Origin of the sequence: Rathayibacter sp. VKM Ac-2803 (assembly GCF_009807175.1) — a bacterium.
In the GTDB taxonomy this organism is placed as follows: Bacteria; Actinomycetota; Actinomycetes; order Actinomycetales; family Microbacteriaceae; genus Rathayibacter.
This window is the reverse complement of sequence record NZ_WUCD01000001.1, coordinates 3585312-3609859: the sequence shown is the minus strand read 5'-3', so window position 1 is coordinate 3609859 and position 24548 is coordinate 3585312. Positions and strand designations below refer to the sequence as shown.

The window sequence follows — 24548 nt, the reverse complement described above, 5'->3', positions numbered from 1 at the left end:
GTGGATCCGCGGTACGACGCGGCGTTCCAGCGCGGCTTCGCGGGCGGCGTCGACCGCGTGCGCGGCGACGAGCGGGCGTTCGCCCGGCCGGGGACGGGGCCGACCCGGCCGGCGCAGCCCATCGCGGGGCTGCCTCCGATCGGTGCCGCGGCCCGGACTCGTCGGGAGCTCCGGGCGACGCCGCCCGCTCCGAGCCGGGCGCCGCTGAGGCTGCCCCCGGCCGATGAGCAGCCCGCACTCCCGACCACGCCCGAGGCGCCGTGGGAGTCGTCGGCCGAGGACGAGACCCGACCGGGTCCGCCCGAGGCGCCGCGCCGGACCTCGTTCCTCCGCAACCCCTGGCTCCTGGCGCTGCTGCTCGCGGGGCTCGCCGGCAGCGCACTCGGGCTCTTCGTGCTCTACACGGGCTACTCGTCGCCGCCCGCGTCGTACTACGGCGACTCCGACACCCCGTCGCCGGCGTGGATCCAGCGGCAGATCCTCTACTACGCCTCGATCCCGCTGCTCGGCTGCCTGCCGTTCTCGCTGCTGCTCGCGATCGCGGTCGGAGCCGTCCAGTGGAAGGGCAGGGCGGTGCGGACTCCGGACGCTCAGACCCCGGAAGCGCCGAACAGCAGCCCGAGCAGGTAGGTCACCAGCGCCGCTCCGTAGCCGATCCCGAGCTGGCGCAGCGCACGGGCGAGGGGAGGCGCGCCCGAGAGCAGCCCGACGATCGCGCCCGTCGCCAGCAGGGCGAGGCCGACCAGCACCGAGGCGAGGATCACGGCCGCCAGCCCCGACATCCCCAGCAGGTACGGCAGCACGGGGATGATCGCGCCGGACGCGAAGAAGCAGAAGCTCGAGAGCGCGGCGCCCATGCCGGTGCCGATCGACTCGTGCTCGTCGATCGACGGGTCGGCCCTCGGGCCGCCGATCGTGATCGGGGAGGTGGGTGCAGCCCCTCCGCGCAGGCCCGAGAAGACGGTGGAGGCGCGCGCGTCGGCCTCCTCCTGCGTCATCCCGCGGGCGCGGTAGACCAGGGCGAGCTCGTTGGCGTCCACGTCGAGATCGGGGACGACGCGGTTGGTGTCGAGATCGGGGTGGGACGCCGAGAGCAGCTCGCGCTGCGATCGCACCGAGACGAACTCTCCCGCGCCCATCGAGAGCGCGCCCGCGAGCAGGCCGGCGATGCCGGTGAAGAGCACGACGCTCGTGGCCACGCCGCTCGCTCCGACTCCGAGCACGAGGGCGAGGTTCGAGACGAGCCCGTCGTTCGCGCCGAAGACCGCGGCGCGGAACGTGCCCGAGAGCCGGCTGCGTCCGCGCTCGGCGAGCCCGCGGACCACCTCGCCGTGGATCCGCTCGTCGGCCGCCATCGCCTCGGTCGCGTCGTCGTCGTCGGCGTAGGGCGAACGGGCCTCTGCGCGCTGGATCAGCGCCAGCACGAACACCGAGCCGAAGCGCCGGGTGAGGAACCCGAGCAGGCGCGTGCGCACGTCCGGCCGGGGCGAGGGCTCCGCCGCCGGGCCGAGCAGCTCGCGCCAGTGCTCCTCGTGCCGTCCCTCGGCCGCGGCGAGGGCGAGCAGGATCTCGCGCTCCTCGCCGGTGCGGCGCTGCGCGAGGTCGCGGTAGGTCGCGGCCTCCGCGAGCTCGTCGGCGAGGTAGCGCCGCCAGCGCCGGATCTGCGTGGGGGTGGGGTCCTGTGCGGTGCTCGCCATGGGATCTCCTGGGATCGGGCCCGCCGACCCGCGCGAGAGGACCGGTCAGGACGTGCGTCGACTGACCGAAGGTCTCGTTCGCCCGGACCGATCAGGATCCGGGTGGCGCGCCGGGCCCGGTTCGTTCCGGGCCAGCATGTCGACACGCACTCGTCGTCCGCACTGCGGACGGTGGGAACTACTCCCCTTCGCGGCCCCTACGGTAGCCGAGTTCGACGACAGACCCTAGGGCGTGTCGAACAAGATCTCGCGTGCTCCGCTCGGCCTGATCGCACGATCTGCGGCGTCGGAGACCTCGGTCGATGCCCGCATCGACCTTCGGCTTCCTCCTTGCAGCTCGCACGATCAGGCCGTGCTCGCGACGGCGATCTCTTGTTCGACACGCCCTAGTGTCGAGGTGCGATGGCGTCCCGTCGCGAGAGGGAGGCCGCTGATGACCACCGGGAGCGCGGAGTCGCGTCGACGCATCGGCGAGCTCGAGGAGCGCGCCAGGGAGGCGCTCCCGTGGTTCGTCGCCGACTACTACGGCGCCGTGGCGGGGGACCACCGCGAGCGCGACGCCGACCTCGCCGCGTGGGACGCCGTCCGCTTCCGCCCCGCCGCGCTCAGGGGCGCCCTCGACGCGTCGACGGCGACCACGGTCCTCGGCACGAGCGTCGCGACTCCGCTGCTCGTCGCGCCGATGGCGCAGCAGGTGGCGGCCGACCCCCGCGGCGAGATCGCGATGGCGGAGGCGGCGGCCCGCGCCGGCACGCTCCTCGGCGTCTCGACGAACACGGCTCTGCCCTTCGACCGGATCGCGGCCGAGGGCGCGCCCTGGTGGTTCCAGGTGTACCTGCTGTCGGACGCCGACGTGACGCACGCGCTCGTCGAGCGCGCCGCTTCCGCCGGTGCCCGCGCCCTGATGCTGACGGTCGAGATGCCGGTGCTGCGCGGCGATCGCCCCGGGATCGAGCCGCTCGGCTGGCCCGACATCCCCGGCCGCGCGCGGCTCGGCAATCTGACCGAGGCGGAGCGGGAGCGCGTGCTCGCGCAGCCCATTCCCAACCCCGGTCTCGATGACATCGGGAGGCTCGCCACCGTCTCGGGCCTGCCCGTGCTGGTCAAGGGCGTGCTGCGCGGCGAGGACGCCCGGCGCGCGGTCGACGCGGGCGCCTCCGGAGTGGTCGTGTCGACGCACGGCGGGCGGCGGATGGACGGCTCGGTGACCGCGGTCGGCGCGCTCGCCGAGGTGGTGGCCGCGGTCGGCAGCGACGCCGAGGTGTACGTCGACAGCGGCGTCCGCTCGGGTCGGCACGTGCTCGCGGCCCTCGCGCTGGGCGCTCGCGCCGCCTTCGTCGGCCGCCCGCTGCTGTGGGCGCTCGCCGCGGGGGGCGCCGACGAGGTCGCCGCGCTGCTGGCGCTGCTCGGCGACGAGTTCCGGGTGATGCTGAAGCAGTCGGGGGTCGCGTCGCTCGACGATCTCGCGGGTCTGGCCGTCGCGCCCTGACCCGGGCCTCAGGCGCTCTCGGCGACCCGCACGAGCAGCGACGCGGGATCGACCCGGATCCGCACCGCGGAGGCGAGGCCGAACTCGTCGCCGTCGAGCTGGATCTCCTGCGGCTCGTCCACGCGGATCCGGATGTCCTCGCCGCGGAGGTAGGTGACCTGGCGCGCGTCCCGGCCCAGGTCGATGAGCTTCCGCCCCGCGGCGGAGCGGCGCAGGACGCCGTTCTCCCAGGTCAGGGTGTTCCAGACCTTCAGCCAGCCGAACGGCCCCCGAGGACGCAGCGCGACGATGTCGAGCACTCCGTCGTCGGGGGCGGCGTCGGGGATGAGCAGGATCCCGCCGGGCAGCACTCCGCAGTTGCCGACCATGACGGAGTGCACCGAGACCGAGCGCGACGCCGATCCGTCGAGCGAGTAGCGCAGCTTCACCGGTCCGAGCTCGGCCAGGGCCCGCATCCCGCCGTCGACGTAGGCGAGCCAGCCGACGGCCTTCTTCAGCTTCGTGCTCGTCTTCGCGATCATCTTCGCGTCGATGCCGAGCCCCGCCATCACGACGAAGGCGTGCTCCTGCCGGGTCCCGTCGGGCCGGTCGACGTCGACGACTCCGGTGTCGATGCGGCGCTCGCCGCCGCCGAAGGCGATGCGCACCGACTCCTCGACGCCCAGCGGCAGCCCGAGGTTGCGCACGAGCAGATTGCCGGTGCCGAACGGGACGACCGCGAGGGCCGTCCCCGACCCTCGGAGCCCCTCGACCACCGCGCGGACCGTGCCGTCTCCGCCGACCGCGAGCACCACGTCGACGCCGGACGCGGCGGCCGCCCTCGCCTGGGTGCTGCCCGGCTCCGACGGCGTGGTCTCGAACCAGACCGTCGGCTCCCAGCCGTGCGCCTGCTCGGCGGCGGTCACGAGCTGGCGGAGCCGGGCCTGGTCGCCCTTCGTGGGATTGGCGACGACGGCCGCTCGTCGTGCTGCGGTCGGGATCATGCCGGTCACGCTAGCGGGCGGCACCTGACGCTAGACCGAGGCGGCGACCCTCCGGGGCCGCGACGCGCGTCGGCGCTGGCGCTCGTGCTCGGCGTCGAGCAGCGCGCGCGTGGCGGGCACGGCCAGCAGCTCGATCAGGGTGTCGGTCTCCTCGGCGGCCCGCTCGGTGCGGTGGGCGGCGTCGGTCCGGAGCAGGCGCTTGGCCGCCGCGGCCACGTGCGCCGGGCGCGCGGCGAGGGCGGTGACCCGCTCGCGCATCCGGTCGGCGAGCTCGGCCCGGGGGACCACCTCGGTGACCAGCTGCCACTCCAGGGCCTCGCTCGCGCGGACGGGACGGCCCGAGAGCACGAAGTCGAGCGCCCGTCGCCGCCCGATCGCGCGGGGCAGGGAGTCGGTCACCCCGCAGTCCGGGACCAGGCCGACGTCGCCGTAGGCGCTGACGAACACGGCGGCCGGAGTCGCGACGACGATGTCGGCCGCGAGAGCGAAGGCGATGCCCGCCCCCGCGGTCATGCCGTCGATGGCGCAGACGACGACGGCCCCGGTCGTCTCGAGGAGGTGGAACGCCTCCGCCGCCGTCGTGGCGAGGTCGCGCAGGTAGTGGTCGGGGCGCGCGGCGCTCATGATCGCCGAGACGTCGCCGCCGGTGCAGAACGCGCGCCCGGTCGACTCCACGACGATCACCGAGCACGCCGGGTCGGCGTCGAGCTCGAGCACGGCGCGCAGCAGGAGCCGGGCGGTGCCGAGGTCGATCGCGTTCAGCGCGTCGGGCCGGTCGAGCAGGATCCGGCCCACGGAGCCGTCGCGCTCGACGCGGAGGGGGAGGGCCTGGTCGGCCGAGGTGCTCGGGTCAGTCATGGTTCGGGTGCGCCTTCGTCGGGTGGGGCAGGGGGTCGAGAGGTGTTCGCGGCCGTCGCCGCGAACGGATCGGGCGGCACGGCCGATCATCAGGTGCCGCGGGCCGGGCGATGCGCCCGTCTACACTGCTGGGGTGATTGATCCCGTACTTCTGCGCGAGAACCCGGACGTCCTGAAGCGCTCGCAGGAGGCGCGCGGCGACTCCGTCGAGCTGGTCGACGAGGCGCTCGAGGCCGATCGCGTGCGCCGCTCGGCGATCACCGAGGCGGAGCGGCTGCGCGCCGAGCAGAACGCCTTCGGCAAGACCGTGGCGAAGGCTCCGAAGGACGAGAAGGCCGCGCTCGTCGCCGAGGCCCAGCGCCTCGCCGCGGGCGCGAAGGCGGCGCAGACGGAGGCGGCCGAGGCCGACGAGCGCTTCACCTCGCTCGTCAAGCGCCTCGCGAACCCGATCATCGACGGCGTCCCCGCCGGCGGCGAGGAGTCGTTCGACGTGCTCCGGACCGTCGGCGAGCGCCCCGTCTTCGACTTCGCCCCGCGCGACCACCTCGAGATCGGCGAGCTGCTCGACGGCATCGACATGCAGCGCGGCGCCAAGGTCAGCGGCGCGCGCTTCTACTTCCTCAAGGGCCTCGTCGCCCGTCTCGAGATCGCGCTGATGAACCTCGGCCTCGAGCGCGCGCTCGAGGCGGGCTTCACGCCGATGATCACGCCGACGCTGGTGCGCCCCGAGATCATGGACGGCACCGGGTTCCTCGGCGAGCACGACGACGAGGTGTACCGCCTCCGCGACGACGACCTGTACCTCACCGGCACCAGCGAGGTGGCGCTCGCCGGCTACCACAGCGACGAGATCCTCGACCTCTCCGGCGGCGCCAAGCGCTACGCCGGCTGGAGCACCTGCTACCGCCGCGAGGCGGGCTCGGGCGGTCGGGACACCCGCGGCATCATCCGGGTGCACCAGTTCTCGAAGCTCGAGATGTTCGTCTACGCGCTCCCCGAGGACGCGGAGGCCGAGCACGAGCGCCTCGTCGCGCACCAGGAGGCGATGCTGCAGAGCCTCGGCCTGCACTACCGCGTCATCGACGTGGCCGCCGGCGACCTCGGCCAGAGCGCCGCGCGCAAGTTCGACGTCGAGGCCTGGGTGCCCACGCAGGACGCCTACCGCGAGCTCACCTCGACCTCGAACTGCACCACCTTCCAGGCCCGCCGCCTCGACACCCGCTACCGCACGGAGTCGGGGAAGACGGCGCCCGTCGCCACGCTGAACGGCACGCTCGCGACCACCCGCTGGATCGTCGCCCTACTCGAGACGCACCAGCGCGCCGACGGCTCGGTGCTGGTGCCCGAGGCTCTCCGCCCGCACCTCGGCGGCCTCGAGGTCCTCGAGCCGGTCCGCCCCGCATGAGCGCCTCCTCCGGCCGCCGCCTGATCGCCCTCGACATCGACGGCACCGTCATGCACGAGGACGGCACCATCACCGACGCCGTGAGCGGTGCCATCGCCGACGCGGTCGCCCGGGGCGACGAGGTCATGCTCGCGACGGGGCGCTCGCCCGCGTCGACCCTGCCGGTCGTCGCGCGGCTCGGCATCGCGCCCGAGTACGTCGTCTGCTGCAACGGCGCGGTCACGCTCCGGCGCGACGCGTCGGGCGAGTACCGGCCCGACGTGGTCGAGACCTTCGATCCCACCGGCGTGCTCGAGAACATCCGCCGCTTCCTGCCCGACGCGCACTACGCCGTCGAGGACGCCGAGGGTGCCTTCTTCTACACCGAGGCCTTCCCCGGAGGAGCGGTGATGGGCGTCGAGACGACGCACGTGCCGTTCGAGGAGCTGCTCGGCCGGCTCTGCACCCGCGTGGTCGTCATCTCTCCAGGCACCGACATCGACGAGTTCTCGGATCTCGTCGAGCAGATGGGCCTGCACCAGGTCAGCTACGCGATCGGCTGGACTGCGTGGCTCGACATCGCTCCGCACGGAGTGAACAAGTCGACCGCGCTCGAGCTGGTGCGCCAGGAGCTCGGCATCGACCGCGCCGACGTGGTCGCTCTCGGCGACGGCCGCAACGACATCGAGATGCTGACCTGGGCCGCAGAGGAGGGGTCGGGCCTCGCGATGGGCCAGGCTCCGGACGAGGTCCGCGCCGTCGCCTCCGCCGTCGTGCCGACCGTGCACGAGGACGGCGTCGCGGCGGCGCTGGGCGCGCTGCGCTGAGGAATCTCTCCTGGAGCTGACCGGGGGACCGGCGTATCCTGTATTACGTCCACCACGTATTACGGAGGCGCGCGTGAAGCTCAACAGCAAGGGGCAGGTCACCATCCCGGCGGATCTGCGCCACGCCTACGGATTCGTCGAGGGCGACGAGGTGGACGTCGTCGCCGACGGGGCGACGCTGCGGATCGTGCACAGCACCGAGGGCGGACGCGGAGCCCGTGTCGTCGAGCGTCTGCGCGGGCGAGCAGGCACTGCGCGATCCACCGATGAGCTGATGGCACTTCTGCGCGGTGAATGACGCGACCCTCGTCGACTCGAACGTGCTCCTCGACGTTCTGACCGACGATCCCACCTGGTCCGACTGGTCGGCCGCCGCTCTCGAGGAGGCTCTCGACCGCGGACCCGTCGTGATCAACCCGATCGTCTACTCCGAGGTGTCGGTCGGCTTCGATCGGATCGAGGAGCTGGAGGAGGCTCTGCCGCCGACGCACTTCCTCCGCGAGGCCCTGCCGTGGGCGGCGGGCTTCGTCGCAGGCAAGGCCTTTCTCTCCTACCGTCGGCGCGGCGGCACGAAGACCGCCCCGCTGCCCGACTTCTTCATCGGCGCACACGCGGCAGTGTCGGGTCACCGACTCCTGACCCGCGACCGCGGACGGTACGGCACATACTTCCCCGGAGTGACGGTGGTGTCGCCAGACGCCCGCTGACCGGCTGTTCTTCGCCAGGGGATCGGCCGTCCGTTACCATCGACTGTCGCTGCCCTCGGGGAGCGGCGAGGAGGGCTGTCCGAGCGGCCGATGGAGCCAGTCTTGAAAACTGGTGGGCAGAGATGTCTCTAGGGTTCGAATCCCTAGCCCTCCGCCAGGCAGTCCGCAGTCCGCCGCGATTACCGCCGTCGGCGGTCAGGTCTCCACTACCGGTTTAGTCGTCCGATGACCTCCTCCAGCGCGACCTGCTTGCGCGATTTCACGTTGGCCGCCTCCAGCCCGCGTCGAAGCGCAGTTACTGCCTCGCGGAGTTTTATCACGCTGAGGGCGAGCATGACTCCTGCGGCAACCACACCAAAGAGAAGTGCCAACTGCCAGGTCGTGTTGAAAATGTTTGTCGCCAGGAGCCCGATAGTGATCCCGAAGGGGATGGCGATCCCGAAGCGGAACTGTGCTTCGGCGGTCCCGCGATCGTAAATGTCCCAGAGTTCGTGATTCTCGGCCTGCAGGACGACCGCTGCGTCTTTGAAGTTCTCAGCGAGAGAATTGGAGATTCGCCGACGGACGGTTTTCTCGGGCGTAGGGTCACCCCGGTCGAGAGGAGCGGATGAGACCTGCTTCAGGAGTTCGGTCAGTGCCGCGTATGCATCTTTGCCTCCCTCGTCTTCCATCACAGGGCGAGTCTGATTGAGAAGATTCGTCGTGGTCTGGTCGGCGTAGGTTCGCAATCCGAGCTTCGGGAGGGTGCCGATCTTGTCGAACAGCCATTGAACGGGAGCCATCCATATCATTCCGGCGGTGTAAGAGCCGAACGTAAGGACTGCAAGCAACGTATAGCTGCCGAGTGTCTCGAAGAGAATGTAGATCGATTCGGGCACCCCTGCTGCGGTTCCACGCGGCGGGACCGACTCGCCCCACGTCAACCACGCAGCCGCTGCCAAGAGGAACCCGGCAGCGAGGGGGGTCCGCAGATCTCTGAAGCCCGGAAGTAGTGATTGGAAGATGATCCGGTCCGTTCGCGAGTCAGCATCGTTAATCAAGATCGTAACTGACTTTTTCACGAAGTCTGGGAGAGAAGCTCCGTTGTTCGAATCCAGGACTCGCGACCCTTCTGCGAACTGCTCTTCCAGTGTGGGTGTGCCAGTCGGCAGCGGACATGAAGGTGACCGTCCGCTGTCACCGTGAGGACGACGGAGCCTGCGATGGCTGCTTGACTCCGCTTGCCTTGGTCTCCTCCGCAGAGGACCTCGCCAACCGAAGGGTCACGTCCCGCGACTCCGTGAGCCGCGCAGCCGCCCGTTGTGAGAACAACAAGTCCTGATCACTCGGCGAGACGGCTGTGAGCGTCCCCGCGCCACGGTTGCGTAGAGAGGCGCGCAGCAGACTGAAGTTGTCCGCTAGCTGGTCTGCCGAAAAGCGACTTGACCGATGAAGCGTAGGACAGCCACATGGACCTGATTTGGCAGTCGATCGTTGCGGTCGGTGCCGTGCTCGCGCTCATCGGTTCGGGAGCGGCGGGCGGAGTATGTTCGGGACGCCGCAGGCAGTGCCCTGAGCGCGTCCTCGACGCCGGTGACGTGCGACGGGTCGGCGTTCGCGGCCCGGAGCGCTGTCTACCTGGGGCTCGTCTGCTACGCGCTATTCCGACGATCATTGCATTTCGCGCTGACATGGGTGTTGATCCTGAGTACTACCAGTTTTTGGCCCAGGTCTCCGCCAGGCTTATCGTTGGTCTTCTCTTCGGGCAGGGCAGGCCAGTCGTGGCGGCACTACTGCGCTTTCTGTGCTACCACTCTCTTCGCCATGATTGACGGACCTATCGATGGGTTCTTCCACTGGTTGCACGCATCGGGGCGCCGTCGTTTTCTTCTGGTTCGTCCGCGCCATCGGCTACCTACAAGAGAAGGAGTCAGTTGACGACGCCTGACCTCATCGAGCGCGCTATGAGGTGAGTTACTGTCGCAGCTCTCGTGTCATTCATTTGGCACTAGTGACGGGTACAGCCCGAGATTGGCGTAGACGAAATGAGGCGAGCCCCGGGCCATCGTCCGGGCCCCGCCGTCATTCGGGTCCGACCGGAGCCCGCGAACCTGACTTGAACTGGTGGGCAGAGATGTCTCTAGGGTTCGAATCCCTAGCCCTCCGCCATACACCTCCGAGCGCCTCTCCGGCTGAGGAGAGGCGCTCCGAGTTCCGCTGCGGTCAGGCCCCGCAACCGCCGAGCGTGTACACCGGGGAGGTGCTCAGGGAGATCGCCTGCACGGTGTCGGTGGCCGTCGCGATCCGGAACCAGAGTCGGCGCTCGTCGGGTCCCGCCAACGAGTAGAGCGCGTCTCCGGCGACGTCCGGCTCCTCGACCAGATTGGGGTACGTCGCGATCAGTTCGGCGCGAGTGGACCCCGTGCTGATGCCGGACACCGTCCGCGGGAGGGCGCCGTCGAGCTGGTTCCCCTCGTCGGTGACGTAGTTCGCGACCTCGATGTGATCCACGGCGCCGGCGTCGTCCGGGTCCACTCCGACGAAAGTGCGTCCGTTGTCGGGGAGCTGACGGTAGTCGGAGGGGCACTCCTCGAAGCCGAAGGAGAAGGGTACGAGGTCGGTCGTGTCCAGAGCTGCAGAAGCGTCGGTGATCGGCCCGCCGAAGACGATCGGGCCCACTCCGTCGAAGCTGATGACCCAGGAGCTCGGGTCGGCAGGCGTCGGCGTCGGCGTCGGGGTCGGCTCCGGTGCCGGCGGCGGAGCGGGAGCGGTCGTCGGCGTCGGCGTGATGGTCGGTGTCGGCGTCGCGGTCGGCGTCTCGACCGGAGCAGGCGCCGCGATCGGGATCTGGATGATCCCGGTCAGCGCCATCGCGACTCCGCCCCCCGAGACGAGGAGCGCGGCGACCACGAGGCCGATGAGCAGGGAGGCGCGGGTGCGCAGTGACGGGCGCGCCTTCTCGGCGCGGGCGGTCTCGACGATCATGGCGCGGATGGCGCGATCGCGGTCGGGGTCGAAGACGGGCTTGTCGTTCATCGTGCACCTCCATCGGTGGCTGCGTCGGCGGTGAGGTCGGTGATCAGTGCGGCGAGCTTCACCTTGGCTCGCGAGAGTCGGGACTTGACGGTGCCGACCGGGACGCCGAGCACGCGGGCGGCCTCGCTGACCGGCATCTCGGCGATCACGCAGAGCGACAGGACGTCCTGGTCGCGGGCGGCGAGGCCGGCGAACGCGCTGCGGATCGACTCCCGGCGCGGGGCGGTGTCGATGCGCTCGCCCGCCTCGTCCGAGAAGTCCTCCTGGTGCCGCGGCTCGGGCAGCCGGTTGAGCGCCAGCTGATGCCGTCGGCGGGAGCGGTCGACGTTGCGCGCGATGTTGTTGGTCGTCGCGAGCAGCCACGGGAGCGGTGATCCGTCGACGAGACGGATCGAGGTGCGCCTGCGCCACGCTTCGAGGAAGACGAGGGCGGCGATGTCCTCCGCGTCGTGGAGCGCCCGCGTGTGCCGGAGCGCGTGCCAGAAGACGCGGAGCCTGTACGTGTCGTAGAGCCTGCCGAAGCCGTCCGGGTCGCCCGTGAGCACGTTCGCCCACGAGGACTCGGCGGTGTCCCGCGGCGGAGAGGAAGTGGTCATGACGGGATATGTCCGATCGCTCGAATCGGTTCCATCGGGCAGTGGGGCGCGCACTCGGGAACGCTGCCGATCCGCCTCCGGAGCGACTCTGGGTAGTATGGCCCGACGCGGACACGGCATTCCCCTCCGCGAGTCCCTGCTCCACCTCCGGCCGGATGCGCCCACGCTCCGCCGACACCGCCAGCACTCGAGACGAACGGGAGACGGATGCGCAGGACGCCCTTCTCGACGGAGCCCTCCGCCGCGGACGAGTCGACGCGCTCGCCGCGCCCCTTCGTGCGGCACGGTCGTCAGAAGCGGCACAGCCTCGCGCGGACTCTGGTGAAGGCCGCCGCGGCGGTCTCCGGAGTCGGCGTCGTCGCCTCCGTCTCGGTCGTCGCCATCGCCGCCACGCTGCTTGTGCAGTCCGCGCAGCCGTCGGTCGACCTGCATCCGGTCGCGGCCGGCTCGAGCGTCGAGGCGGCGGCCGAGGTGCCCGCGATCGGCGCGCTCGAGGGCGGCTTCAACGTCCTCGTCGTCGGCAGCGACTCGCGGCAGGGTCAGGGCGACGCCTACGGCGACCCCGACGAGGAGACCAGCGTCCTCAACGACGTCAACATGCTGATGCACGTGTCGGCCGACCACAGCAACGCCACCGTGGTGAGCTTCCCGCGCGACATGTACGTCGACATCCCCTCCTGCGTGAACGCGGCGACCGGGGAGACGATCCCCGCCCGCTACGACACGAAGATCAACGAGGCGATGGGCAAGGACGTGAGCCTCGGCTGCGTCGCGGGAGTCGCCGAGGAGCTCCTCGGCGTCACCGTCGACTACGGGGCGGTCGTCCAGTTCAACGGCGTCATCGAGATGTCGACCGCCGTCGGCGGGGTCGACGTCTGCGTCGCCACCGAGATCGCCGACCCCTACACCAACACCTACCTCGAGCCGGGCACGCACTCGCTCGAGGGGATGGCCGCCCTGCAGTTCCTCCGCAGCCGCCACGGCATCGGCGACGGCAGCGACCTCACCCGCATCAGCAACCAGCAGGTCTTCCTCTCGGCGCTGGTCCGCCAGATCAAGAGCACCGAGACCCTGCTCAACCCGGTCGCCCTCTACGGACTCGCCAAGGCGGCGCTGGGCAACATGACCCTGTCGACCGGACTCGACAACGTCAACACGATGGTCCAGATGGGGCTCGCGCTCAGCGACGTCGATCTGGCGAACGTGGTCTTCGCGCAGTACCCGACGGTCGAGGCCTCGGGCGGAGTGGTCCCCGACCGCACCTCGGGCGACGTCCTCGCCGCGGCGCTGCAGACCGACCAGCCGATCGCCCTCACCGGAGGCACCGGCGGCGGCGCGATAGTCGAGGGCGAGGCCGCCGCTCCGACGACGACGGAGCCTCCGAGCGGGCCCGCGACGACGGACCCGCTCGCCACGGCGGAGGCGACTCCCGGCACTCCGGTCGATCCCGCCGCTCCCGCGGGCGACTCCAAGGTTGCGGTGCCAGAGTCGGTCACCGGCCAGAGCGCCGACCAGCAGACCTGCTCGGTCGGGTTCTTCGGCTGACTCGAGGGCACCGAGCGCGCAGCGCTGGGCGTTCGGCTCGAAGCGTCCTGCTCCGAGCCCCCGGCGGGCCCCGCCGGGTACGCTCCTCCTCGAACGCCGATCCACCGGTGCGGCAGCACGCCGCCCGGCGCCCGAGAGAGAGTACGTCCTGATGAGCGAACCCGCCCCGACCCGGAGGACCGCCGCTCGGCACGGTCGCCTCCGGCCGCAGAGCGGGTTCCGCTTCGCAGCGCGCATCCTCGCCGCGTGCGTCGGAGTCGGCGTCCTCAGCACGGTCTGCATCGTCGCGATCGCCGTCTCGATGATCGCCGGCAGCGCGCGCCCCTCGGTCGACCTCGACATCGGCTCCACCGACGGAGGCACCGCCATCCCCGAGATCGGCGCGATCGAGGGCGGGGTCAACATCCTGCTCGCCGGCAGCGACAGCGCGGAGGGATCCGCGGAGGGCGCCTACGGCGACCGCTCAGAGAATCTCAACGACGTGACGATGCTGATGCACATCTCCGAGGACCACTCCACGGTCGAGGTCATCAGCTTCCCCCGCGACATGTACGTGCCGATCCCCTCCTGCACCGACCCGACGACGGGCGCGGTGTCCGAGCCGCTCCGGTCGGCCAAGATCAACACCTCGCTCGGCTACGGCGGGCTCGCCTGCACGGTCCAGACGGTCGAGCAGCTCACAGGTCTCGAGATCCCGTACGCGGCGCTGATCCAGTTCGACGGCGTGATCGAGATGTCCAACGCGGTAGGCGGAGTCGACGTCTGCGTCGCCAGCCCCATCGAGGACGAGTACACCGGCCTGAACCTGTCCGCCGGCACGCACACGCTGGTGGGAGCCGAGGCCCTCGCGTTCCTCCGCACCCGCCACGGCGTCGGCGACGGCAGCGACCTCACCCGCATCTCGAGCCAGCAGGTCTACCTCTCGTCGCTCGTGCGCAAGGTGAAGAGCGCCTCGACCCTGTCGAACCCCGTCGCGCTCTACGGCCTCGCCAAGGCGTCCGTCTCGAACATGCAGCTCTCGACCTCGCTCGAGAACGTCAACACCCTCGTCTCGATCGGCCTCGCTGTGAAGGACGTCGACCTCGCGAGCGTCGTGTTCGTGCAGTACCCCACCTACATCGACGGCAACGGCGTCTACCCGAGCGAGGAGGCGGCCGGCGCGCTCACCGCGGCACTGCTCGCCGACCAGCCGATCGCGCTGACCGGCACGACCGGCGGCGGCTCGGAGTCGACGGACGCCGCGACTCCGGATCCCGCTGCGACCACGGACCCGGCTGCCACTCCCGACCCGGCGGCGACCGCCGACCCGGCGACCCCGGCTCCCGAGGCGACGGTGGCGCTCCCGAGCGACGTGTCGGGCCAGACCGCCGACCAGGAGACCTGCACCGTCGGCCGCACGCTCGACGAGCAGTAGCCGCGACCCCGCCGAGGGAACCCGTTCCCGTCGAGACGGCCCGTCATCCAGGGCTCCCTCGACGACACCGGGCTCCCTCGAGGGGCCCGCGGCGTCGGCGGAGGCGCATGTCACGCCCGCCTCGCGGGTGCGGTTATGATGGTCGACGTGCGTTCGCCCCGCGGGCGCTCAGGAGACGTCGCATAGTCCGGTCGAGTGCACCACCCTGCTAAGGTGGAGAACCCTTTATTGGGTTCCGTGGGTTCAAATCCCACCGTCTCCGCACTCCTTCGAAGGCCCTGCAGCTGCGGGGCCTTCCGTGTTCGCGAGGCCTTCGCGAGCGCTCGCGGGCCCGTTCCGGCGCGTGCCGTCCGCGGCGGCTACCCTGATCGGATGCGCAGCCCGATCCTCGACGCCCTGTCCGCCCCGCCCGCCCGACGCGAGATGCAGTCGATCCGCGGGGCGCTGGCCGAGATCGTCGTCGGCGACACGGCGCGCGTCCTCGTCCGCTCGCCCCGTTACGGCCTGTACGGCATCGAGGGAGTCGTGCGCCGCGCGGTGGGAGGCGAGCTGGTCGTCGCCGACGTCTTCCTCAGCACTGCGACCGAGATCCAGAGCATCGCGCTCGCGGGCGACTCGTCGGACGAGGCCGGCGAGACCGATCGCTCGGCCGACGGGCTGTCGCACGGCGACCCGGTGCGGGTGACCTTCTCGACCCCGACGATCGGCTCCTTCACCGTCACCGGCCCGCTGACCGCTGGCGGTCGCGACGGCTTCCTCCTGGTCGGCAGCTGGATCGTCACCGACGGCGCCGAGGTCGGGCGCCACGTCGACCGCATCGAGCGGCTCACCGACCTCGACCTGCACGTCAAGCACGTCCCCGGGCACCGCTCGGCGGTCGAGGAGTAGCCCGACCTCAGGTCTGGCAGTGCGGGCACCAGTAGGTGACTCGCAGCTGCAGTTCGTCGTCGCCGAGCTCGCCGCGGAGGATCGGGGTGCGGCAGCGGCGGCACGGCTTGCGGTCGCGGCCGTAGACCCACAGCTGCTGGCCCGGGCGCAGGTTGCCGGTGGTGGTGCGCTCGATGCGCTCGCGGTTGGCCGTGATGAGCTGCCGCGCGAGGGCGATGGTGCGCGCGAGGTCGCCGCTCTCGCCGACCGGGCGGGTGGGCAGCACCCCGCGGAGGAAGCAGAGCTCGGCGCGGTAGACGTTGCCGAGGCCGGCCATGATCCGCTGGTCGAGCAGGGCGAGGCCGATCGGGCGCTCGGGGTCGGCCGAGAGGCGGCGCAGTGCCTCGTCCGCGTCCCAGTCGGGGCCGAGGAGGTCGGGGCCGAGATAGCCGACGACGTCCTCCTCCGCGGCACGCGGCACGATCTCGAGCAGCCCGAGCTCGAAGCCGACGGCCTGCCACTCGGCGGTCTCGAGCACGATGCGCGCCTGGAAGGCGGGACGGTGCCATCTCGGCCGCTCGCCGGCACCGATCGCGTAGAGGTGCCAGCTGCCCTCCATCTTGAGGTGGGAGTGGATGACGGCGTCGCCGACGCGCATCAGGAGGTGCTTGCCGCGCGGCACGACCGAGTCGATCGTCTCGCCGGTGAGGTCGACGGTCGCGAACTTCGGGACGCGCACGTCGCAGCGGGTCAGGACCTGGCCGTCGAGCGCCTCGGCGAGGTTGTGGGCCGACCGGTAGACGGTGTCACCCTCGGGCACGGAGGCTCCCCCCGCGGCTCATGCGCGCATCCTGAGCCCGCGCGGGTTGGCGACGAAACCGGCGGCGGTGAGGGCGTCGCCGAGCGGCGTGCCGAGCGCGAAGACTCCGTCGATCTTCTCGACCGTGAGCTTCTCGACGCCACGCGAGCGGACCAGCTGGCTGAGCGCGCCGGCCGCGTCGGCGAGTGCCGACTCGTCATCGGTGAAGGTGAGGGCGGTCTTGCCGCCGCGCTCGAGGTAGACGGCGAGCGCGCCGTCGACGATGGCGACGAGGGCGCCGGCCTTGCGGCCCGGTCGGTGGCCCTCGCCCTGCGGCCACGGGAGCGCCGCGCCGAAGGGGTTCGCGGGGTCGGTCGCCGCGAGGGCCAGGACGGGACGCGGGCGCTCGCGCACCTCGTCCTGCGGCACGAAGGTGCGCAGCCGGTCGACGCTGCCGGCGGTGCCGAACTGGGCGGCGCCGAGCTTCTCGATGAAGTAGCCGCGACGCGCGCGCCCCTGCTGCTCGAAGCCGCTGAGGACCTTGTAGGCGAGCGCGAAGCCTCCGAGCACCCCCTCGGCCTGCACCGAGCCGCGGGTCACGATGCCGTAGCGCTCGAGGAGCGTCTCGCCGAGGGCGTGCCCGCGGATCGTCGGGTCGGACTCGGCCAGCGGCACGATCGACCAGCGGCCGCCGGCGGTGGGCGGTCCGACGCGGGTGGCCATGGTCGGGCGCGCGGTCATGCGTCCGCGGGGCGCGCGGGCCCTCGCCGGCGCGCGGGGCTGGCGGTGCGCGCCCCCGGTCGAGCCGACCAGGGTGCGCAGCGGAGCGAGGGTGTCGTTGGTCAGCAGGCCCGCCCAGACCAGCTCCCACAGCGCCTCGACGAGGCGCGCGTCGTCGGTCGAGCCGACCGCGTCGGAGAGCTGGCGGAAGAAGTAGCCTCCGCCCGAGCCGAGCACGCCCACGATCTCCTGCTGAAGCTCACCGAGCGGGACCGCCTCGACGGCGGGCACCGGGAGAGTGAGACCGGCGGTGTCGGCGAGGTGCAGGCTGACCCAGCCGTCGTTGCCGGGCAGGGTGCCGGCGCCGGCCCAGAGGACCTCGCCGGTCGCCGTCAGCTCGTCGAGCATGGCGGGGGAGTAGTCGCGCACGCGCGCGGGCAGGATCAGCGACTCCCATGCCGACGCCGGGATCGGCGCCCCGGCGAGCTGGTCGATGACGGAGGCGACGCCGTCGATGCCGCGGAGCGAGCCTCCGACGTGCTGCCACGCGGGCAGGAAGCGGCCGTAGGTGGCGGCGTCGACCGGCTCGACCTCCTTGCGGAGCGCGGCCAGGGAGCGGCTGCGGAGGCGGCGGAGGACCTCGGCGTCGCACCACTCGGTGCCGGTGCCGTCGGGGCGGAACTCGCCCTCGGTGACCCGGCGCTCGCCCGAGAGCCGGCGCAGCGTGTCGGTGACGACGGCGACTCCGAGCCCGAGCCGGGTCGCGACGGCGGGGGCGGCGAACGGGCCGTGCGTGCGGGCGTAGCGCGCCACGAGATCGCCGAGCGGGTCGCGCACGGGATCGATGAAGGCGACCGGCACGCCGATCGGGAGGGGCACGCCCAGCGCGTCGCGGAGCCGGGAGGCGTCCTCCATCGCCGCGTAGCGCTGCTCGCCGCCGATGCCGACGGGGAGGACGCGCTTGGCGCGGACGAGGTCGGCGAGGTGCGACTCGAGCGCCTCGCGAGCGAGCGGCGGCGCGGCGGCGACATCGGCCGAGGCGACCGACTCGTCCACGAGCCGTTCGCCGAGCTCGTCGAGGGTCAGCGGACCCAGCAGGCGGAGGAGGTCGGCGGCACCCTCGAGCCCGCGCAGGCGCCGCTCGGGCTCCACCCGCTGCAGCTCGCGCTCGATCTGCGCGAGCACCGCGGGGTCGAGCAGCTCGCGCAGCTCGGCGCGTCCGAGGAGCTCGCCCAGCAGGGCCGCGTCGACCGAGAGCGCGGCCGCGCGGCGCTCGGCGAGCGGGCTGTCGCCCTCGTACATGAAGGCTGCGACGTAGCCGAACAGCATCGAGCGGGCGAACGGGCTCGCGGTCGGCGTCTCGACCTCGAGGATCCGCAGCTCGCGACCGTCGAGCCGGGCGGCGAGGCGGAGGAGGGCGGGCAGGTCGTAGACGTCCTGGAGGCACTCGCGCACGGTCTCGAGGATGATCGGGAACGTCGGGTAGGTGCGCGCGACATCGAGGAGCTGGGCCGCTCGCTGGCGCTGCTGCCAGAGCGGCGACCGCTTGCCCGGGTTGTAGCGGGGCAGGAGGAGCGCCCGCGCCGCGCACTCGCGGAAGCGCGCCGCGAAGAGCGCGGAGCCGCCGACCTCGCTGGTGACGAGCTGCTCGAGCTCCTCGCGCTCGAAGAGGAAGAGCTCGGCCCCCGGAGGCTCCGACTCGGTGTCGGGGATGCGGACCACGATGCCGTCGTCGCCCGCCATCGCCGCGCCGTCGACTCCGTGCCGCTCGCGCACCCGCGCGCCGATGGCGAGCGCCCACGGCGAGTGGACCTGCATGCCGTAGGGGGAGTGCAGGACGAGCCGCCAGTCGCCGAGCTCGTCGCGGAAGCGCTCGAGCACGAGGGTGCGGTCGTCGGGGATCTGCCCGGTGGCGATCCGCTGCTCGTCGAGGAAGGACAGCAGGTTGTTCGTCGCGAAGGTGTCGAGCCCGGCGGCCGCGCAGCGCTCGCGCGCCGGATCGGGGAGCGCGCCGCCGATCTCGCGGGTGAAGGCTCCGATCGCCTCGCCGAGCTCGGCGGGGCGGCCCTGCGAGTCGCCCTTCCAGAACGGGAGGCGCCCGGGCTCGCCGAACGCCGGAGTGACGATCACACGGTCGTAGGTGATCTCCTGGATCCGCCAGCTCGTCGCTCCGAGCGCGAACACGTCGCCGACGCGGGACTCGTAGACCATCTCCTCGTCGAGCTCGCCCACGCGGTTGCCGGTCGATCCGGGCTCGCCGACCATGAAGACGCCGAAGAGGCCGCGGTCGGGGATGGTGCCGCCGCTCGTCACGGCGAGTCGCTGAGCACCGGGGCGTCCGGTCAGCGTGTTGGCGTCGCGGTCCCACACCAGGCGCGGCCTGAGCTCGGCGAACTGGTCGGAGGGGTAGCGCCCCGAGAGCAGGTCGAGCGTCGCCTCGTAGGCCGAGCGGGGCAGTGAGACGAACGGGGCGCTGCGGCGGACCGTGTCGAACCACTCGTCGACGTCGAGCGCGTCGAGCGCGGTGGCCGCGACGGTCTGCTGGGCGAGGATGTCGAGCGGGTTGGCCGGCACCGAGATCGCCTCGATGAGGCCGGTGCGCATCCGCTCGGTGGTGACGGCGGAGTGCAGCAGATCGGCTCGGTGCTTGGGGTAGAACGAGCCCCGCGAGATCTCGCCGACCTGGTGGCCGGCGCGGCCGACCCGCTGCAGGGCGCTCGCGACGGAGGGTGGAGTCTCGACCTGGACGACCAGGTCGACGGCGCCCATGTCGATGCCGAGCTCGAGGCTCGAGGTGGCGACGACGCAGCGGAGTCTCCCCGACTTGAGGTCGTCCTCGATGATCGCGCGCTGCTCCTTGCTCACCGAGCCGTGGTGCGCACGGGCGAGCAGCGGCTCGTCGTCGGGAGCCGACTGCCCGGAGCCGCTGGTCGCGCCCGACGCGCCCATCGCCTCCGCGGGCGGGCGGCGCGGCCCCGACCCCACCGCCTCCTCGAGGAGCGCGCCGACGGCGACGGGCTCGCCCGCCTCGCGGCGCTGCTCGGCGGCGGTCTCGCGGCGCTCGGCGTAGATCTCGTTGAGCCGCGCGGTGAGCCGCTCGGCGAGGCGCCGCGAGTTGGCGAAGACGATGGAGGAGGTGTGCGCGAGGACGCGATCGACGATCGACTCCTCGATGTGGGGCCAGATCGATCCGCTCTGCGGACCGGTGGCGCCCATCGTCGACCCCTCCTGCTGGGTGGTCGCGCCGAGCTCGGACATGTCCTCGACGGGGACGATCACGCTGAGGTCCCAGCGCTTCTCGGAGGCGGGAGCGACGATCTGCACGGGCGAGCGGCCCGCGAGGAAGCGCGCCACCTCCTCGCGCGGACGCACCGTCGCCGACAGGCCGATGCGCTGCACGGGCTTCGGCAGGAGGGCGTCGAGCCGCTCGAGCGACACGGCGAGGTGGGCGCCGCGCTTGGTCGACGCGACGGCGTGCACCTCGTCGACGATCACGGTCTCGACCCCGCGCAGCGACTCGCGCGCGGCGGAGGTCAGCATCAGGTAGAGCGACTCGGGAGTGGTGATCAGGATGTCCGGCGGGGTCTTCTGCAGCACGCGCCGCTCGGCCGCCGGGGTGTCGCCGGAGCGGACGCCCACGGTGACCGTGGAGGGCGCTGAGCCGATCCCCTCTGCGCTCAGGCGGAGCGCGGTCTGCGTGACGCCGACGAGCGGCGACCGGAGGTTCCGCTCGACATCGACGCCGAGGGCCTTGAGCGGCGACACGTAGAGCACGCGCGTGCGGTGCTGCGGATCCTCCGGAGGAGGACCCTGGACGAGCCTGTCGATCGCCCAGAGGAACGCCGACAGCGTCTTGCCCGACCCGGTCGGAGCGACCACGAGAGCGTGCGAGCCGCTCGAGATCGCCGTCCAGGCGCCCTCCTGGGCGGCGGTGGGGGCCGGGAACGCGCCCTCGAACCACGCGCGCGTGGCGGGGGAGAAGCGATCGAGGACGTCTGGCATGCGTTCATCCTCCCTGCCACCACCGACACTGCCGCGGGCGTCCGCCGAGGGCAAACCCTTGACGCCGCGCCCGAGGCCCCGGGATCAGGCGAATCGCGTGCGGATGAACGCCGCCACATCGGTCAGCTCGTCCTGCCCGACTCCGTGCGCCACCCCCTCGTAGACCCGCGCGTCGAGCGACGTGTGCTCGGGGAACCACGCCGCGGCGTCCGACACGAGCTCCTGCGGGATGACCGTGTCGAGCGTCCCGCGACCCCAGAACACGTCCGGGCGCTCGCGCGCCAGCCGGGCGTCGCCCTCGTCCCCCGGCCCGACCGGCACGACGAAGCCCGACAGCGCGACGGCGAACGCGAACCTCTCGGGCGCGCGGCGCAGCAGCTGCACGGCGAGCGCGGCGCCCTGCGAGAACCCGAGCAGACCGACGGGACCCGCGTGGTCGACGGAGTCGAGCCATTCCAGGACCCCCTGCGTCGCCGCGTCGACGGCCGCGGGATCCGCGCGCGGCTCGCCGGGGACGAGCGGCACCCGGAGCGGCCACCACGCGTTCGCGCCGCCGCCGAGTGCGAGCGGCGCACGGAGCGACGCCAGCACCGGCTGCAGCGGCAGGTAGACCCCGAGCGAGAACAGGTCGCCCTCGTGCGAGCCGTAGCCGTGCAGCAGCACGAGGAGCGGACGCCCGGCCCGGTCCTTCTCGGAGGAGGACCACAGCACCGCGTTCGGATCGATTCCCATCCGACCATCATCGTCCAGGGCACCGCCGAGTCCGCCCGCGAAACCGGACGGACATCAACGTCGGGTAAGAATGAGCGTATGAGCGTGCGCACCCCTGACCCGAACTCCGGGTGGCTGTCCGATGACGAACTCGCCGACATCCGCCGTCGACTGCCGCTCCTGTACGTCGAGGCGGTGCCCGTGCGGGTCGACGGCCTCGGCCAGGTGACCGAGGTGGGAGTGCTCCTCCGAGCGACGCCCTCCGGTCAGATCACCCGCACCATCGTGTCGGGCCGCGTGATGTACGGGGAGACGCTGCGCGACGCGCTGTTCCGCCACCTCGAGAAGGACCTCGGGCCGATGGCGTTCCCCCTCCTGCCCGCGAGCCCGTTGCCCTTCCACGTCGCCGAGTACTTCCCCATGCCCGGCATGGGCCCCTTCACCGACGAGCGCCAGCACGCCGTCTCGCTCGCCTACGTGGTCCCCGTCACCGGCACCTGCGACCCGCGCCAGGACGCCCTCGAGCTGACCTGGATGACCCCCGACGAGGCCTCCTCCGACGCCGTCTCCGCCGAGATGGAGGGGGGCCGCGGCATGCTCGTGCGCGCCGCTCTCGCCTCGGTGGGGCGCCTCCGCTGAAGGGGCGCGCGCACTCGCGTGCCAATTGGTGAGCCGCGAGGCGGCTCACCGCGGTCGGCTTCGCGGAGTGGTCGGGTTCCGCAGAGCGTCCCGCGTTCCGCCTAGCGCGATTCGCTCGCACGCGAATCACGCGTTCGCGGTGCCTTCTTGTGAGCCGCGCGGCGGCTCACCGCGGTCGGCTTCGCGAGGTGGTGGGTTCCGCAGAGCGTCCTGCGTTCCGCCTAGCGCGATTCGCTGACACGCGAATCACGCGTTGGGCTTCGCCGTGCGTGCAGGGTGCTCGCCGGGTCGAGGTGGTGGCTTCCGCGGCTCATTTGGTGTGCGCAACCGAGGGTGAGACGCAGCGTCGGCCCGTGGGCGGGCCGCCTGGCGCGCTGAACCTCGGTTGTGCACGCGAGACGGTCCCTACGGGACGCAGAAAAGGCCGGGCGGACCCGAACGACTGGTGTCGTCCGAGTCCGCCCGGCCTTCCTGAGTTCTCTGCGCCGCGCTTCGATCCCGCAGTGTCATCTGCAGACCAGCCGAGCACCCGCGAGGCGAACCGGCGATTCGCGTGCGAGCGAATCGGCGTAGCCGGTCGCAACCCGCTCTGCGGGTCGCGACCACGCGGTCTGCCGACCGCGGCGCGCCGCTGCGCGGCGCGCGAACAGGTTCAGCCCTGCGCGCGGCGGCCGCCGCGGCGCTCGCCGCCGCCGGAGGGGGCAGCGGAGGAGGCGCCGCCGGTGGCGGTGCTGTAGAAGGAGCGCGAGCCGCCGCCGGTGGAGGCGGGGGTGCGGCCGCGTCCGCCGCGGGCGCCGCCCTCGGAGGAGGTGCGGTCGCGACGGGGGCGGTCGGAGGCGGGAGCCGCCGAGCGGTCGCCGCGTCCACCGCGGGGAGCTGCGCCGCCCTCGGTGCGTGCGACGCGCTTGCGCTGGGCGTTCGCGCCCTGCGAGCGGCCACCCTGCGACTGGCCGCGGACCGGCTCGACGACGGCGGTCGGCGTCACGTAGGGCGCGACGTCGCCGACGAGCTTCGAGACGACGGCCGAGTCGGCCGAGACGTGCTGGGGCGTGACCTGGATGGCGGCCTTGCGCAGCAGCGTCTTCACGTCGCCGCGCTGCGTGGGCAGCACGACCGTGACGACGTCGCCCTCGCTGCCGGCGCGGGCGGTGCGGCCCGAGCGGTGCAGGTACGCCTTGTGCTCCATGGGCGGGTCGACGTGGATGACGAGCTCGACGTCGTCCACGTGCACGCCGCGGGCGGCGACGTCGGTGGCGACGAGCACCTTCACGGTGCCGGCGCCGAACGCGGCGAGGTTGCGGTCGCGGGCGACCTGCGAGAGGTTGCCGTGCAGGTCGACCGCGGGGATCCCCTGCGCGGTGAGCTGCTTGGCGAGCTTCTTCGCAGTGTGCTTGGTGCGCATGAAGAGGATGCGGCGTCCGGCGCCCGAGGCGAGGGTCTTCACGAGCGCGTTCTTGGAGTCGAGACCGTCGACCTCGAAGACGTGGTGGGTCATCAGCGCGACGGGGGAGTTGGCCTCGTCGACCGAGTGCAGCACCTCGTTCTGGAGGTACTTCTTGACCAGCTTGTCCACGCCGTTGTCGAGCGTGGCCGAGAACAGCAGGCGCTGTCCGCCGCGGGGGGTCTTGTCGAGGATGCGCGTGACGACGGGCAGGAAGCCGAGGTCGGCCATGTGGTCGGCCTCGTCGAGCACGGTGATCTCGACGGCGTCGAGGTTCACGAAGCCCTGCTTCATGAGGTCCTCGAGGCGGCCGGGGCAGGCCACGACGATGTCGACGCCCTGCTTGAGGGCCGCGACCTGACGCTGCTGCGAGACGCCGCCGAAGATCGTGGTGGTGACGATGCCGTAGGCATCGGCCAGCGGCTGCATGGCAGCGGTGATCTGCGTGGCGAGCTCGCGGGTCGGGGCGAGGATCAGTCCGAGCGGGCGACCCGGGCGGCGGCGGCCGCCGGCGAGCGAGCCGCCGAGGCGGGCGATCATCGGGATGGCGAAGGCGAGGGTCTTGCCCGAGCCGGTCTTGCCGCGTCCGAGGACGTCGCGGCCGTTCAGGGTGTCGGGGAGCGTGTCCACCTGGATGGGGAACGGCTCCGTGATGCCGTTCGCGGTGAGCGCGGCGACGAGGGGGGCGGGAACGCCGAGGGCGCTGAAGGAGGGGATGGTCGACATGCGGTGGTGCCTTTCGGGCATCAATGTCGATCGCGGCTCGCGTCGGCGGGTGGCCGGGCGCGGGTGATCGACGTTCGGGCGAAGGTGACGGTGGTCACATCCGTTCGCCGTACGAAGGGGTGCGCGCG

General features: G+C 72.1%; 21 protein-coding genes and 2 tRNA genes. 13 read left to right on the top strand and 10 right to left on the bottom strand.

Annotated elements, in window-relative coordinates:
• The gene (locus tag GRS96_RS16955; RefSeq protein WP_159989021.1) at nucleotides 1–630 is read left to right on the top strand and encodes a hypothetical protein; all 630 of its coding nucleotides are present in this window, start codon (nucleotides 1–3) and stop codon (nucleotides 628–630) included.
• Here the strand turns inward: GRS96_RS16955 and GRS96_RS16950 are convergent.
• Nucleotides 591–1697, bottom strand: coding sequence for a VIT1/CCC1 transporter family protein (locus GRS96_RS16950; protein WP_159852532.1), 1107 nt, complete (start codon nucleotides 1695–1697; stop codon nucleotides 591–593). The genes GRS96_RS16955 and GRS96_RS16950 overlap by 40 nt on opposite strands.
• Before the next feature lie 433 nt (nucleotides 1698–2130).
• On the opposite strand from GRS96_RS16950, the gene GRS96_RS16945 reads away from it, so the two are divergent.
• Nucleotides 2131–3186: an alpha-hydroxy-acid oxidizing protein gene (locus GRS96_RS16945; protein WP_159852530.1), complete on the top strand. Its 1056-nt coding sequence runs from the start codon at nucleotides 2131–2133 to the stop codon at nucleotides 3184–3186.
• An 8-nt stretch (nucleotides 3187–3194) separates the two neighbouring features.
• On the opposite strand, the gene GRS96_RS16940 is transcribed toward GRS96_RS16945, so the two are convergent.
• Nucleotides 3195–4169, bottom strand: a complete 975-nt coding sequence (locus GRS96_RS16940) for a diacylglycerol/lipid kinase family protein (RefSeq protein WP_159852528.1) — start codon at nucleotides 4167–4169, stop codon at nucleotides 3195–3197.
• A 30-nt stretch (nucleotides 4170–4199) separates the two neighbouring features.
• On the bottom strand, nucleotides 4200–5027 hold the full coding sequence (locus GRS96_RS16935) for an enoyl-CoA hydratase/isomerase family protein (protein WP_159989020.1): 828 nt from the start codon (nucleotides 5025–5027) through the stop codon (nucleotides 4200–4202).
• A 133-nt stretch (nucleotides 5028–5160) separates the two neighbouring features.
• Between GRS96_RS16935 and serS the strand changes: the two genes are divergently transcribed.
• The 5 genes from serS to GRS96_RS16910 all read left to right on the top strand — a co-directional run bounded on the left by serS (nucleotide 5161) and on the right by GRS96_RS16910 (nucleotide 8102).
• The gene (gene serS, locus GRS96_RS16930) at nucleotides 5161–6432 is read left to right on the top strand and encodes a serine--tRNA ligase (RefSeq protein ID WP_159989019.1); all 1272 of its coding nucleotides are present in this window, start codon (nucleotides 5161–5163) and stop codon (nucleotides 6430–6432) included.
• Complete coding sequence (locus GRS96_RS16925) at nucleotides 6429–7238, top strand: HAD family hydrolase (RefSeq protein ID WP_159989018.1); 810 nt, start codon at nucleotides 6429–6431, stop codon at nucleotides 7236–7238. The genes serS and GRS96_RS16925 overlap by 4 nt, the downstream gene beginning before the upstream one ends.
• A 73-nt stretch (nucleotides 7239–7311) precedes the next feature.
• Nucleotides 7312–7536: an AbrB/MazE/SpoVT family DNA-binding domain-containing protein gene (locus tag GRS96_RS16920; protein ID WP_159852520.1), complete on the top strand. Its 225-nt coding sequence runs from the start codon at nucleotides 7312–7314 to the stop codon at nucleotides 7534–7536.
• Nucleotides 7529–7945: a type II toxin-antitoxin system VapC family toxin gene (locus GRS96_RS16915; RefSeq protein ID WP_159852518.1), complete on the top strand. Its 417-nt coding sequence runs from the start codon at nucleotides 7529–7531 to the stop codon at nucleotides 7943–7945. The genes GRS96_RS16920 and GRS96_RS16915 overlap by 8 nt, the downstream gene beginning before the upstream one ends.
• Nucleotides 7946–8014: 69 nt before the next feature.
• A tRNA-Ser gene (locus GRS96_RS16910) sits at nucleotides 8015–8102 on the top strand.
• A gap of 49 nt (nucleotides 8103–8151) precedes the next feature.
• Here the strand turns inward: GRS96_RS16910 and GRS96_RS16905 are convergent.
• Nucleotides 8152–8823 (bottom strand): hypothetical protein, encoded by a 672-nt coding sequence (locus GRS96_RS16905; RefSeq protein WP_159989017.1) that lies wholly within the window; start codon nucleotides 8821–8823, stop codon nucleotides 8152–8154.
• A 570-nt stretch (nucleotides 8824–9393) separates the two neighbouring features.
• On the opposite strand from GRS96_RS16905, the gene GRS96_RS16900 reads away from it, so the two are divergent.
• A complete protein-coding gene (locus tag GRS96_RS16900; protein ID WP_159989016.1) occupies nucleotides 9394–9756 on the top strand; it encodes a hypothetical protein in 363 nt (120 codons plus the stop codon).
• A gap of 391 nt (nucleotides 9757–10147) precedes the next feature.
• Here GRS96_RS16900 and GRS96_RS16895 read toward each other — a convergent pair whose 3' ends face one another.
• The gene (locus tag GRS96_RS16895) at nucleotides 10148–10960 is read right to left on the bottom strand and encodes a hypothetical protein (RefSeq protein WP_159989015.1); all 813 of its coding nucleotides are present in this window, start codon (nucleotides 10958–10960) and stop codon (nucleotides 10148–10150) included.
• Complete coding sequence (locus GRS96_RS16890; RefSeq protein WP_159989014.1) at nucleotides 10957–11556, bottom strand: RNA polymerase sigma factor; 600 nt, start codon at nucleotides 11554–11556, stop codon at nucleotides 10957–10959. Before GRS96_RS16890 ends, GRS96_RS16895 begins: the two co-directional genes overlap by 4 nt.
• Nucleotides 11557–11763: 207 nt before the next feature.
• Between GRS96_RS16890 and GRS96_RS16885 the strand changes: the two genes are divergently transcribed.
• From GRS96_RS16885 to GRS96_RS16870, 4 genes are all read left to right on the top strand, one after another.
• Nucleotides 11764–13101 (top strand): LCP family protein, encoded by a 1338-nt coding sequence (locus GRS96_RS16885; protein WP_159852484.1) that lies wholly within the window; start codon nucleotides 11764–11766, stop codon nucleotides 13099–13101.
• Between the two features lie 151 nt (nucleotides 13102–13252).
• Nucleotides 13253–14515, top strand: a complete 1263-nt coding sequence (locus tag GRS96_RS16880) for an LCP family protein (protein WP_159852482.1) — start codon at nucleotides 13253–13255, stop codon at nucleotides 14513–14515.
• A 171-nt stretch (nucleotides 14516–14686) separates the two neighbouring features.
• Nucleotides 14687–14777: transfer RNA gene (locus tag GRS96_RS16875), tRNA-Ser, on the top strand.
• Nucleotides 14778–14887: 110 nt separating this feature from the next.
• Entirely contained in the window at nucleotides 14888–15403 is a 516-nt protein-coding gene (locus GRS96_RS16870) for a hypothetical protein (protein ID WP_159989013.1), read from the top strand.
• A 7-nt stretch (nucleotides 15404–15410) separates the two neighbouring features.
• Here the strand turns inward: GRS96_RS16870 and GRS96_RS16865 are convergent, their stop codons facing one another.
• From GRS96_RS16865 to GRS96_RS16855, 3 genes are all read right to left on the bottom strand, one after another.
• Nucleotides 15411–16202: a DNA-formamidopyrimidine glycosylase family protein gene (locus tag GRS96_RS16865; protein ID WP_159852474.1), complete on the bottom strand. Its 792-nt coding sequence runs from the start codon at nucleotides 16200–16202 to the stop codon at nucleotides 15411–15413.
• Nucleotides 16203–16220: 18 nt separating this feature from the next.
• The gene (locus GRS96_RS16860) at nucleotides 16221–20903 is read right to left on the bottom strand and encodes an ATP-dependent helicase (protein ID WP_159852472.1); all 4683 of its coding nucleotides are present in this window, start codon (nucleotides 20901–20903) and stop codon (nucleotides 16221–16223) included.
• An 84-nt stretch (nucleotides 20904–20987) separates the two neighbouring features.
• Entirely contained in the window at nucleotides 20988–21635 is a 648-nt protein-coding gene (locus tag GRS96_RS16855; RefSeq protein ID WP_159852470.1) for an alpha/beta hydrolase, read from the bottom strand.
• A 78-nt stretch (nucleotides 21636–21713) separates the two neighbouring features.
• Between GRS96_RS16855 and GRS96_RS16850 the strand changes: the two genes are divergently transcribed.
• Nucleotides 21714–22253 carry an NUDIX hydrolase family protein gene (locus tag GRS96_RS16850; protein ID WP_159852468.1) on the top strand — a complete coding sequence of 180 codons (540 nt, stop codon included), beginning with the start codon at nucleotides 21714–21716 and terminating at the stop codon, nucleotides 22251–22253.
• A gap of 652 nt (nucleotides 22254–22905) precedes the next feature.
• Here GRS96_RS16850 and GRS96_RS16845 read toward each other — a convergent pair.
• The gene (locus GRS96_RS16845) at nucleotides 22906–24420 is read right to left on the bottom strand and encodes a DEAD/DEAH box helicase (RefSeq protein WP_159989012.1); all 1515 of its coding nucleotides are present in this window, start codon (nucleotides 24418–24420) and stop codon (nucleotides 22906–22908) included.
• Between the last annotated feature and the right edge of the window lie 128 nt (nucleotides 24421–24548).